Genomic DNA, 12102 nt, shown 5'->3' with positions numbered 1-12102 from the left:
GTAATGGGCGTCTCCTAGAGCATCTTATTTGAGCTTTTGTAACAAGCCCTCGCTTGCTTGCTCAATAAGGTCTAATACTAATTCGAAGCCTCTTTTGCCGCCGTAGTAAGGGTCTGGCACCTCGCTAAATCCGGCATTCGCGTAATCTAAAAATAAGCGAATCTTATGCTGATGTTCACTTGGGCATTTACGTTTTAGGTCGCGCAGGTTGGCTTCATCCATAGCCATAATATAATCAAATTGACTAAAATCGCTCTCTACTACTTTGCGACACTTCAATTTTGATAAGTCATAGCCCTTTTTCGTTGCTACTTCTTGCGAGCGTTTATCTGGTGCCGCCCCGTCGTGGAAGCCAGCAGTACCTGCTGAATCAACTTTTATAGGTAAGCCTGCTTGTCGCGCTTTGTGCGCGAATACACCCTCAGCAGTTGGTGAACGACATATATTGCCAAGACAAACGAACAAAACTGAGTTTATTTTATTTTTTTCAGACACTTACGTAAAAATCCAGTCGTTTATTGAAAAATATTACTGAGCTAAAATAGGCTTTATTAGAGACCATTATTTGAGCCAAGTTTGCGGGTATTCTTAATGTCATTATGACATTACTACGCTGCCATATATAGAAATATTTTTACATCAAAGCTGACTCGCTATTCTTTCCGAGCGCGTATCACTTCATCAAATGCCAAACCACACATTAGTTACAACTCAAACAATAAAATCAAACAACATAACCTTTAAATAGCTCAAAACTGGCATAAACCCCTAAAGATACCTATAATAATCATTACAACACGAACCATTCTAATCAATACCTTATCTTTGGTTAATGAGATTGTTTGAAATAATTAAATTAGGGAAGAAGAGAGGGAGGCAATATGCTCATCAGCTTAAACGAAGTGTTAAGTTTTGTGATAAAAGCAAACAACGGTACCGTCGGTAAAGCGTATGATCTGTTGATTGATGATCGTTCGTGGACATCGCGCTTTTTGGTCGCCGATACCAACACCTGGATGCCAATGAGTCATAAGGCCTTGATTTCGCCTGTAGCGTTGGACGAATTAAATATACAGGGAGAAGAAGTGCTTGTTTCTATTTCTAAGGAACAAGTGAAGGCTGCTCCATCTGCAGATTCAGAGACGCCTGTTTCACGAGAGTTTGAGAAAGCATATTTTGATTACTTTGGTTATGGTTACTATTGGATAGGCCCGAGTGTTTGGGGCGATCACGCTTACCCTACCGCTTTAGCCGATGATGATGTCGCCAGTAAAAAAACGCGACTAGAAGAAGCGGAAGAAGAAACCCGTCACAACCACCTGCGTTCAATCCGTGAAATTATGCACTATGGAATTATCGCCACAGATGGCGCTAAAGGGCATGTGTATGACTTCATTTTAGATACCTATACTTGGTCACTTGACTACATTGTGGTCGATACTAGGGATTGGCTACCAGGCGGCAAGAAAGTCCTGATGTTGCCGAGTCAATTTTCAGAAATCAGTTGGTCATCGCAAGCACTGATGTGCGATCTCACGCTCGAACAAGTGCGTGCGTGTCCTGAATACAAGCCAGAATCTCTGAATGAACTTAGTTATTTGGAAAGTGTTCGTCATTCACTTTCTCAAAAAGTGACTTCATTGACCTAACGGGGCAATTGCTCCTAAGGCAGACAATGTCATTTAAGCAAAAATCTAATCCAGAAAGCATTCTATATGGCCAAGAAACAGAAAAAGCCTTAGAGAACTTCCAAATTAGCCAGTTAACAATGCCGCGAATGTTTATTCGCTCACTTGGTCTACTGAAATACGCTTGTGCCAAAGCAAATAGAGATTTAGGTAAGCTAGAACCAGAGATAAGCACAGCTATACAGAGAGCCGCCATTGAAGTTGCCGAAGGTATTCATGACGACCAGTTTAATGTCGATGTTTTTCAAACGGGCTCTGGTACAAGTACCAATATGAACGCCAATGAAGTCATTGCAAAGCTCGCTTCAGCATCGACGGGGGCAGCAGTTCATCCAAATGACCACGTCAATTGTGGCCAAAGTTCCAATGATATTATTCCTTCTTGCATTCACATTAGCGCTGCTTTTAGTGTGTCTGAATCGTTGTTACCTGCACTTGATCACCTTGCGGATAAAATAGATGAGCAAGCACACGCTAATCGAAAAACGATTAAAACTGGTCGCACCCACCTTATGGATGCAGTGCCGATGACTTTTGGACAAGAGCTCAGTGGCTGGTCAGCACAAATAAAAAACGCCAAATCTCATGTTGAAGTGTGTTTTCCTCAATTGCTGGAACTTGCGGTGGGTGGCAGCGCAATTGGGACAGGTATTAATACACACCCTCAATTTGGTGAGGAAGTCACTAAAAACATTAATAAACGTCTTAACTTGCAATTTAAAGAGGCGGATAACCATTTTGCGGCAATCAGTTCGCAAGATGCTGTTGTTGCACTAAGTGGCTCTTTACGTTCAACGGCATTAAGCTTGAGCAAAATAGCCAATGACCTACGTTGGTTGAGAAGCGGCCCAACGAGTGGTTTAGGTGAAATCACGCTTAAAAAACTGCAAGCAGGCAGTAGCATCATGCCCGGTAAGGTAAACCCAGTTATCCCAGAATCCGTTTTAATGGCCTGCACTCAGGTTCAAGGCAATGATTTTGCTATTTCTTTAGGTGGCCAAGCTGGCAACTTTCAATTGAATACCATGTTACCGCTCATCGCATTTAATATCATTCAGAGCATTGAACTATTAAGCAACGCAAGCACAGCCTTGGCTGAAAAGGCGATTGACGGTATGACCGTTAACCACGATCACATAAGCGATAAACTTTGGCGGAACCCCATCTTGGTGACGAGTTTAGTCGATAAACTAGGCTATGATAAGTGCGCAGAAATTGCTGAAAAAAGCTTCCATGAGCAACGTTCAGTATTAGATGTGGCTGAAGAGCTATCTGGTATATCGCGAGCCGATTTAAAAACTTACATGGACCCCAGCAAGTTGACAAATGAACATCGCAGCAACAAAAACACCAGCTAAAGTTACAAAAGTAAATCCGCTAGCGCTTTTTTACTTACATAAGCGAATTCTATTTTAAGTGCTAATATTAAACGAAAGTATAAGTAGCGTAGCGACGATCACGCCAAACCAATCACGAACTGGAGATTAGGATGAGTAAAAATAAATTTAACACTCAGAATCAGCTTGAAGTAGAAGGAAAAACGTATCAGTTTTACGATTTAGGTAAGCTTTCAGCACAAGATAAAGTGAGTAAACTCCCCTACTCAATCAAGGTACTACTTGAAAATCTATTGCGTAATTTTGATGACCTTCATGTGAGTGAAAAAGATATCGAAGAGGTTATCAATTGGCAAAGTGATGCAGAGCCCTCCGCGCAAATTGCATTTACCCCTGCTCGCGTTGTTCTGCAGGACTTTACCGGGGTTCCCGCTATCGTCGATTTAGCGGCTATGCGCGATGCCGTTGTCAACCTTGGCGGTGAAGCCAAGGCCATTAACCCTCAAGTTCCCGTCGACCTAGTCATTGACCATTCGGTAATGGTTGACTACTTTGGCGATGATTCAGCGTTGAGAAAGAATACTGAAAGAGAGTTTGAACGTAACCAAGAACGTTATCAGTTTCTGCGCTGGGGTCAAAAAGCCTTTAAGAACTTTCGGGTTGTGCCACCTGGCACCGGAATAGTGCATCAAGTCAACTTAGAGTACCTTGGTCAGGTGGTCATGCAAGACACTGACGATGCGATGTTATATCCAGATACATTAGTTGGCACTGACAGCCACACAACCATGATCAATGGCTTGGGTATATTAGGTTGGGGAGTTGGCGGAATAGAAGCTGAAGCAGCTATGCTTGGTCAACCAATCAGCATGTTGCTGCCAGAAGTGGTCGGGTTTGAGCTGAGTGGCGCATTAGCAGAAGGCGCAACGGCTACCGATTTAGTATTGACTGTAGTAGAGATGCTCCGTAAAAAAGGTGTGGTCGGTAAGTTTGTTGAATTTTATGGTGATGGATTAGCTAATCTTCCCCTTGCAGATAGAGCAACAATTGCCAACATGGCGCCTGAATATGGCGCAACCTGCGGTATCTTTCCAGTCGACGATGCCACTTTAAATTACTTAGCTCTCAGTGGACGTAGTACAGAACAAATTGCGATTGTTGAAGCCTATGCAAAAGCGCAAGGAATGTGGCGAGAAGATGGTGAAGCACCCGCCAATTATAGTGCCACACTCGCCTTAGATTTGAGCGATGTTGTGCCCAGCATTGCGGGCCCCAAAAGACCACAGGATCGAATTGCACTATCGGAGGCAAAAGGTGCTTTTGTTGAGCACATGCAAATTTTGGGTGTCGAACTTGAGGATAACAATGTCTCTCAATTTGCTGACGAAGGTGGTGCCAATGCCATTGGTCAGGAACCAAGAGAAAATGCAGTCCCTATTGAAATAAATGGGCAAAAAACACAGTTGCAACATGGTGACATCGTTATTGCTGCAATCACGTCTTGCACAAACACCTCGAATCCAGATGTTATGATTGCTGCGGGCTTGGTTGCTCAAAAAGCTATCGCACGGGGATTAAAGGTCAAACCATGGGTGAAAACCTCGCTTGCTCCAGGCTCTCAAGTCGTCCCGGCATACTTGGAAAACGCAGGGGTGATGGGTTCTTTAAATGAGCTCGGTTTTGATATTGTAGGCTTTGGTTGTACTACATGTATTGGTAACTCGGGCCCCTTACCTGAAGCTGTTAGCGCGGCTATTAACAAAGGAAACCTAACCGCTTGCTCGGTACTTTCCGGGAATCGTAACTTCGAAGGTCGAATACACCAAGACGTGCGAGCTAACTATCTTGCGTCACCACCTCTGGTAGTTGCATATGCTTTGGCTGGCTCCATGACCATTAATATCGCAGAAGATGCATTAGGCTTCGATGAAAACAATGACCCTGTCTACCTGAAGGATATTTGGCCAAGCCAACAAGAAATAAATGAGAAAGTGACCAGCTCGATTTCTGCAGAACTTTATAAAGAAAAGTATGCCGACGTGTTTGATGGCACGCCACAATGGCAAGAGCTGTCTACCCCTGAAGGTGAAAACTATGCATGGCCAGAGTCGACTTATGTTCGCAACCCGCCCTATTTTGATGGTTTAAGTAAGGATATTGCGAGCTTATCTGACATTAAAGATGCCAGATGTATCGTTAAAGTGGGTGACTCTATTACCACTGACCATATTTCACCGGCGGGTGCGATTCAAGCCAAAAGCCCTGCAGGTGAATATTTAGACAGCCATAGTGTCGCCCAAAAAGACTTTAATAGTTTGGGCTCAAGGCGAGGTAACCACGAAGTAATGATGCGTGGTACTTTTGCAAACACCCGCTTACGTAACCAATTGGCACCGGGTACTGAGGGAGGTTTCACAACCTATTGGCCAGACCAAGATGTAACCAGTATCTATGACGCAGCGATGCGATATAAGGAAAGTAAAACACCTCTTGTTGTGCTAGCTGGAAAGGAGTATGGCACTGGCTCTAGTCGAGACTGGGCAGCAAAAGGCACTAAATTACTCGGCATCGAAGTGGTGATTGCTCAAAGCTATGAACGAATTCATCGCTCTAATTTAGTTGGTTTTGGCGTTTTACCATTAGAGTTTGCTGACGATCAAAATGCAGATGACTTGGGCTTAGATGGCAAAGAGTCTTATACATTTGGTAGTCTTGCGGACAAACCGAAGTCAATTAATGTAATCGCTGAAAAAGAGGATGGCGAGCGCATTGAGTTTACTGCTAAGGTTAGAATTGATACGCAAAGTGAATGGCACTACTACCAGCATGGCGGCATTTTACATTATGTGCTGCGTAGCTTGGCGTCATAAATTATCGCAAAAGTTGAATCATTCTGATCTCGGCTAGCAATCAAGGTAGGTGATATTTTATCACCTACCTACTATCAAATTGCTGCAATTTTAATGTAAGTTCGCGGTGTAAATTGATAACATTCTGAGCATAGAAATTTAAACGGTATTTAATATGTACGAGAAAGCCAAAGTGCTGATGTTAAGTAGTTCTCGCAAAGGAAATGAAGCATATTTAGAGCATGCTCAATCAATGATTGCGGATCATCTGAAAGAGTGTCGCAATGTTCTGTTCATTCCCTACGCAGGCGTAACAATGTCATGGACAGAATATACAAAGAAAGTGCAAGAGGCTCTTCCTAGTTATAAGATCAACGGAATTCATGAAGCTGGAGATCCTATCGAAGCCATCCGCCAAGCTGAAGCTATTATGATTGGTGGCGGCAACACCTTTAATATGCTTAATGAGCTTTATCAGCAAAATTTGTTACCAGAGATTAAAAATAAAGTAGCGCGTGGTATGCCTTACATTGGCTGGAGCGCCGGCTCAAATGTATGTGGTTTAAGTATTAAAACCACAAATGACATGCCCATTGTCGAGCCACCAAGTTTCAATAGCTTCGGTTTTATTTCAGCTCAATTAAACCCACATTATACGAACTACGTGCCCCCCGGTCACAATGGTGAAACACGGGACCAACGTATTGCAGAGTTTTGTGTCGTTAATCCAGATACCGCCGTTATCGGGATCCAAGAAGGAAGTGCACTACTGCGTGAGAATAATAAGCTACGGCTCATCGGCCCCTTAAATGGCACGCTTTTCTTAGGTAAAGAAAAAAGTGACATCACTCAGGCAACCGACTTGAATGAATTTCTATAATAAAGGTGAAAGTAACTCTAGCGAGGTTGCTTGATACTTCACTTCGGCGAGCATAGGCTCGCTGATGGCGGCCTTAAGTGTCGCTAGATTTTCTTGGTAATGTAGCATGTCGCTCTGCATTTGATTTGCCACCCAACCGACAACTTCTAAACCATCTCGTTTTATTTGTTCATAACTTAACAGAGCATGATTTAAGCATCCAAGCTTCATGCCGACGACTAATATGACCGGCAACTTTTGTTGTGCGACCCAGTCTGATAGATACAGAGCATGATCACCATCGCTTGGTGCGGATAAGGGTAATCTCCAACCACCAGCCCCTTCGACTAAAACTAAATCGGCTGGCACTTCGCGAAGCTCATCAAAAGCACCTGAAATTTGTGACAACGACAAAGTCTGGCCGCAAAGCTGAGCAGCAATATGCGGTGCAATAGGCGGTTCAAAACTAATAGGATTGACTTTTTCATAGGGTAACTTGACGCTAGCGGCAGATTGCAACGCTAGCGCATCAGCATTTTTCAATACACCATCATGCCACTCACAGCCAGCAGCGATGGGCTTAAAACCGATGGTTAGATAATTCTGTTTGTTCAAGGCCTTGAGCAATAAAACACTCACAAATGTTTTACCCGCATCTGTATCAGTACCGGTCACAAAAACGTGCTTCATTTATTTATTTCCTAAAGTACAAAGAGGAGCTTTTTCGAAAGAAAGAAGTTCTTGGTCATGCTTGAGTTTACTTAAGTGCAAAAACACAACTTCATAACTCAAAGGATAACCTTTTGCTGTGGCAAACATTTGCTGGTCTAAGGCCTTGAGTTCACTCCGCATAATCATCTGCTTGCTCGGCCTATCCGGAGTCACTTTTTCTTCGCTTGCCTGCTTAGTATCCGCCCCGACCGCTTTTAAGCCTTTTAGCATTGATAAACTATTAGTATGCCATTCTGTAAAACAAGAAAATTCATGCCTACAATTCAAGCTTGTGCTCTCGATTGAGCTGGCCTTTAGCCACGCATGCGCATCGGCAAACTCATTGACCCTACTGGGCAAACCTAGTTGTGCCCATGCGTCATGCAACTCGTGCATAGAACCACCTAACATGATTGCTAAGAAAGCTTCGCCGCCAGGTTTCAGCACTCGCTTTATTTCGGCAATTGCACTTGCTGGTTTGTTACACCATTGTAATGCCATACTAGAATAAACCAAGTCAACGCTGTTGCTCTGCAAAGGTAAGGCTTCAGCATCCCCTAAATGCAGGCTCATATTAGTTGAATTGGGTAAGGATGATAGCTTTGCAGCCGCGTATTTCAGCATGCCAGGTGAAATATCCATCCCAAGGTAATATTCGGCGTAGTTATGAAGCTGTGCAGCGTTGACACCTGTCGCACACCCCAAATCCAAAACGGTTTTATCGATTCTTGCGCAAGTAGTATCGAGTGATGGTGTTGCCTTGTTCATAAGATCAAATAGCGCTTGAGCGATCTCAGCTTGCACACAAGCATGCTGCTCATACTGACCAGCAGCAGCAGAGAAGTGCTGTGCAATTTGGCTATTCACGTTCATTTTTCCATGCTCGACATCGCCAAAACAAGGGCATCAACTAGTGCTCTAATATCTCTCTCTTGATGCATAGCGTTTATAGTAATACGCAGGCGGTCAGTGTGCTTTGGCACTGTAGGAGTGCGTATTGCAATTACCCATATTCCCAATGACTTTAATTTTTCAGATAAGGCTAAGGCTTTCTCTGGTGACCCAATTATCAAACCTTGAATGGGACCATTTGCATCCATTAAGGGTAGTTGGGCCTCGGTTGCAAGCATCTGAAATAACGCAATATTATTGCGCAGCTTCTCTCGTTCCATCCCCTTACGCATAATCTGAAAACTAGTGAGCGTAGCTCTGGCTTGGGCCGCTGGCATTGCCGTGCTATAGATATACTCTTTTGAGAAGTTCACTAAATACTCTACCAAGGCAGAATTACTTGCGACAAAAGCACCTTGCGTACCTACAGCTTTGCCAAATGTCCCCATTAAGACATCCACTTTTTGAGCATCAGCGTCGCTAGCATCACATGTCCCCATGCCTTGTGCACCTAGGACTCCCATGGCATGTGCATCATCCAACATGACCCATACATTGTTACTGCGCTCTTTGATTTGCTGTTGAATACCAGTCAAGTCGCAAGCATCCCCATCCATACTAAAAATACCTTCACTCACGACTAAGGTATCTTCATTCGAGGGAACTTTATCGAGTAACTGTAGAAGATGCCGAGTATCGTTATGCTTGAATCGTGAAAACTGCGCATTAGCGCTAACGCCCATTGCACCATCGATGAATGAAGCATGCATAAACTTGTCAGCTAAAATATGACAAGCTTGTGAACGCTTGTTAGTCGTACTAAAAAGCGTCTTACAAATCGCTTGATTAGCAGCAAAGCCACTAGAAAATAACAAGGCACTTTGCATGTTCGTATGTGTACAAATATCGTCTTCTAAACGTTTATGCTCGATTGAATAGCCGGTAACTACAGAAGAAGCACTGCTACTCGCACCATATAAACTCAGGCCTTCAGCAAAGCTCTGCAACACATCTGGGTGCTGGCTAAGACCTAAATAATCATTGCTAGAGAAGCTAATATAGTGTTCACCAGCAACCTCAATCACTGACTGATGATTGCTATCGATAACAACACGCTTTCGTAGCAAAGCTGAACGTTCTCGTTCAGCTAATGCTTGCTGCATAAACTCGAAGGCCATTACTGTTAAAGTATCTCTGCTTGTTTGCTTGCTTGTTTAGTTGTGGCTGCAGCATCGACATACAGCGACTCGTTCTGTTTTTGGGCTATTTCTTCACTGAGTGCCGCCTCGAAAGCTTCGTCCGAATAGTCTTTCGTTTGCTTCGAGTTAATACCTAGCTTTTTAAACAGCATGACATCCTCATGTGTATCAGGATTAGATGTTGTGAGCAATTTACACCCATAAAAGATACTGTTAGCACCGGCCATGAAGCAAAGCGCTTGCATCTGTTCATTCATTGACTCGCGGCCCGCCGATAAACGCACAAAAGATTTTGGCATCATAATTCTTGCTATCGCAATGGTTCGGATGAATTCGAAGGGTTCTAAGTCTTTTACCGAATCCAGCGGCGTTCCTTCAACCTTGACTAGCATATTGATCGGTACACTTTCTGGATGTCTTTCAAGGTTAGCTAACTGAACTAATAAACCTGAACGATCATCCCCTGTCTCGCCCATACCCACGATACCGCCGGAACAAACGTGCATGCCGGCATCTCTTACATTACTTAGCGTATCCAGACGGTCTTGGTAAGTACGTGTAGTAATAATATCACCATAATATTCAGGTGAAGTATCGAGGTTATGGTTATAGTAATCTAAGCCCGCTTGCTTAAGTGCTAATGCCTGCTCTCGACTTAACATGCCTAATGTCATGCAAGTTTCCATGCCTAGCTTCTTCACTTCTTTTACCATCTCAGTAACGTAAGGCATATCACGCTCTTTTGGGTTACGCCAAGCAGCGCCCATACAAAAACGTGTGGAGCCCGCCTGTTTAGCTTCTTTTGCACGCTCGATCACTTTTTGAATTTCCATCAAACGTTCTTTTTCTAAACCGGTGTCGTAACGCGCGCTTTGTGGGCAATATTTACAATCTTCAGGGCATGCGCCAGTTTTAATAGAAAGTAATGTGCTCACTTGCACATAATTCGGATCGAAATGTGTTCGATGTGCCAACTGAGCTTGAAACAACAAGTCATTAAAAGGGAGTTCATATAAGGCATTAACTTCCTCAACAGTCCAATCATGTCGAGGCTCAAAATTCGTTTGTGCACCCATAGGTGAAGTTGTAGTTGTCGTCATATTATTCCTACTCTTAATATATTATTGTTATTGGGTCGTGGGCTCAGTTTATGGTCATCAAATTGCCTCTTAAGGGCGACTTTTACTTTACTAAGCGTTTAATGTTCCCTAGTCTATGCCCACAAGAAAACTTGTCAATGTTATGAATATCACAAAGTGAACTAAAGGCTATTTTTTGAACAATATTGATTTCGACAAACGCCATATTTGGCATCCTTACACTTCTGCTACACACCCGCTTCCTTGTTATGAAGTGATCGGGGCCAGTGGCGTTAATTTAACACTGGCATCTGGCGAAGAAATTGTCGATGGTATGTCATCTTGGTGGGCTGCCGTTCACGGATATAACCACCCGAGATTGAACGACGCAGCTCACAAACAAGTTGATGCATTCTCACATGTTATGTTTGGTGGCCTCACGCACCAACCTGCCATTGATTTGAGTAAAAAACTGATCGATATGACGCCTGATGGTCTAAATCGTGTTTTTCTAGCCGACTCAGGTTCGGTATCAGTAGAAGTCGGCATTAAAATGGCCTTGCAGTATTGGGCTTGCCAAGGTCGTAGTCAAAAATCCAAGCTCCTTGCACCTCGTTTCGGTTATCACGGAGACACCTTTGCAGCCATGTCGGTTTGCGATCCGGTTAACGGCATGCATAGTCTGTTTCAAAAGACATTAGTTGAACATTTTTTTGCTCCCGCCCCACAAACGAGATTCGGCCAAAAGTGGAACCCAGATGATGTTTTACCAGTAAGAGAAATCCTCGAACAACATCACCACGAAATCGCTGCGATTATTATGGAGCCTGTTGTTCAAGGTGCTGGCGGTATGCGTTTATATCATCCGGAATATGTCAAAGCGTGCCGAAAACTATGCGACGAGTTCAATGTCCTTTTAATCTGTGACGAAATAGCCACGGGCTTTGGGCGCACAGGAAAGTTATTCGCCTGTGAGCACGCCGATATTAGCCCTGACATTATGTGTTTAGGTAAAGCACTAACAGGTGGCTATTTGACCATGGCTGCAACACTTTGTACCGACGAAGTTGCTGAAGGAATATGTGCCTCTGAACCCGGTGTTTTCATGCATGGGCCAACTTACATGGGAAATCCTCTCGCATGCGCAGTTGCAAACGCCAGCTTGGAAATCATTTTAGAAGGTCACTGGAAAGAACAAGTCTCTGCGATTGAACATCAACTCATTGAAACACTGCTACCCTTATCACGATACAGCAGTGTTGCTGACACCAGAGTACTCGGCGCGATTGGTGTTGTTGAAATGAAGCAGGCTGTGAACGTCGCAGAAATTCAAGCACTCTTTATTGAAAAAGGTGCTTGGATAAGGCCATTTGGCAAGTTGATTTACATAATGCCGCCCTATCTTATTACTAGTGATGAGCTTGCCACCCTTGTGCAGGCAATCGATTTTGCTATCGGGCGACTCTATCCTGATTAAGAGGCAACTAGC

The 12102-nt window shown here is 43.7% G+C and carries 10 protein-coding genes; 5 read left to right on the top strand and 5 right to left on the bottom strand.

Annotated features, from left to right (window positions below; translation table 11 throughout):
- Positions 1–24 precede the first annotated feature (24 nt).
- Complete coding sequence (locus tag RM544_RS00895) at positions 25–495, bottom strand: low molecular weight protein-tyrosine-phosphatase (protein ID WP_311359902.1); 471 nt, start codon at positions 493–495, stop codon at positions 25–27.
- Positions 496–881: 386 nt separating this feature from the next.
- Between RM544_RS00895 and RM544_RS00890 the strand changes: the two genes are divergently transcribed.
- The 4 genes from RM544_RS00890 (at position 882) to pepE (ending at position 6754) form a co-directional block, all read left to right on the top strand.
- On the top strand, positions 882–1649 hold the full coding sequence (locus RM544_RS00890) for a PRC-barrel domain containing protein (protein ID WP_311359901.1): 768 nt from the start codon (positions 882–884) through the stop codon (positions 1647–1649).
- A 26-nt stretch (positions 1650–1675) separates the two neighbouring features.
- Positions 1676–3046 carry a class II fumarate hydratase gene (locus RM544_RS00885; protein WP_311359900.1) on the top strand — a complete coding sequence of 457 codons (1371 nt, stop codon included), beginning with the start codon at positions 1676–1678 and terminating at the stop codon, positions 3044–3046.
- A 131-nt stretch (positions 3047–3177) separates the two neighbouring features.
- Positions 3178–5895, top strand: coding sequence for an aconitate hydratase AcnA (gene acnA, locus RM544_RS00880; protein WP_311359899.1), 2718 nt, complete (start codon positions 3178–3180; stop codon positions 5893–5895).
- 154 nt (positions 5896–6049) lie between these two features.
- Positions 6050–6754: a dipeptidase PepE gene (gene pepE / locus RM544_RS00875; protein WP_311359898.1), complete on the top strand. Its 705-nt coding sequence runs from the start codon at positions 6050–6052 to the stop codon at positions 6752–6754.
- Here the strand turns inward: pepE and bioD are convergent.
- The 4 genes from bioD to bioB are packed head-to-tail and all read right to left on the bottom strand — an operon-like array spanning position 6749 to position 10634.
- Complete coding sequence (bioD, locus tag RM544_RS00870) at positions 6749–7423, bottom strand: dethiobiotin synthase (protein ID WP_311359897.1); 675 nt, start codon at positions 7421–7423, stop codon at positions 6749–6751. The two genes, pepE and bioD, sit on opposite strands and share 6 nt — an antisense overlap.
- Positions 7424–8311, bottom strand: coding sequence for a methyltransferase domain-containing protein (locus RM544_RS00865; RefSeq protein WP_311359896.1), 888 nt, complete (start codon positions 8309–8311; stop codon positions 7424–7426).
- A 2-nt stretch (positions 8312–8313) separates the two neighbouring features.
- Positions 8314–9498 (bottom strand): aminotransferase class I/II-fold pyridoxal phosphate-dependent enzyme, encoded by a 1185-nt coding sequence (locus tag RM544_RS00860; RefSeq protein ID WP_311359895.1) that lies wholly within the window; start codon positions 9496–9498, stop codon positions 8314–8316.
- Between the two features lie 20 nt (positions 9499–9518).
- A complete protein-coding gene (gene bioB, locus RM544_RS00855) occupies positions 9519–10634 on the bottom strand; it encodes a biotin synthase BioB (RefSeq protein ID WP_311359894.1) in 1116 nt (371 codons plus the stop codon).
- A 175-nt stretch (positions 10635–10809) separates the two neighbouring features.
- Here bioB and bioA point away from each other — a divergent pair, with 175 nt between their 5' ends.
- On the top strand, positions 10810–12090 hold the full coding sequence (bioA, locus tag RM544_RS00850; RefSeq protein ID WP_311359893.1) for an adenosylmethionine--8-amino-7-oxononanoate transaminase: 1281 nt from the start codon (positions 10810–10812) through the stop codon (positions 12088–12090).
- Positions 12091–12102 lie beyond the last annotated feature (12 nt).

The organism is Brumicola blandensis, from assembly GCF_031846165.1.
Lineage (GTDB): Bacteria > Pseudomonadota > Gammaproteobacteria > Enterobacterales > Alteromonadaceae > Glaciecola > Glaciecola blandensis.
Note: the sequence above shows the minus strand (reverse complement) of the source record. Positions and strands in the feature narration are given on the sequence as shown.

Excerpts from the sequence above, each read along its gene's own strand:
- RM544_RS00890 (WP_311359901.1), top strand. The coding sequence starts at position 882 with ATGCTCATCAGCTTAAACGAAGTGTTAAGTTTTGTGATAAAAGCAAAC.
- RM544_RS00885 (WP_311359900.1), top strand. The coding sequence starts at position 1,676 with ATGTCATTTAAGCAAAAATCTAATCCAGAAAGCATTCTATATGGCCAA.
- acnA (WP_311359899.1), top strand. The coding sequence starts at position 3,178 with ATGAGTAAAAATAAATTTAACACTCAGAATCAGCTTGAAGTAGAAGGA.
- pepE (WP_311359898.1), top strand. The coding sequence starts at position 6,050 with ATGTACGAGAAAGCCAAAGTGCTGATGTTAAGTAGTTCTCGCAAAGGA.
- bioD (WP_311359897.1), bottom strand. The coding sequence starts at position 7,423 with ATGAAGCACGTTTTTGTGACCGGTACTGATACAGATGCGGGTAAAACA.
- RM544_RS00860 (WP_311359895.1), bottom strand. The coding sequence starts at position 9,498 with ATGCAGCAAGCATTAGCTGAACGAGAACGTTCAGCTTTGCTACGAAAG.
- bioB (WP_311359894.1), bottom strand. The coding sequence starts at position 10,634 with ATGACGACAACTACAACTTCACCTATGGGTGCACAAACGAATTTTGAG.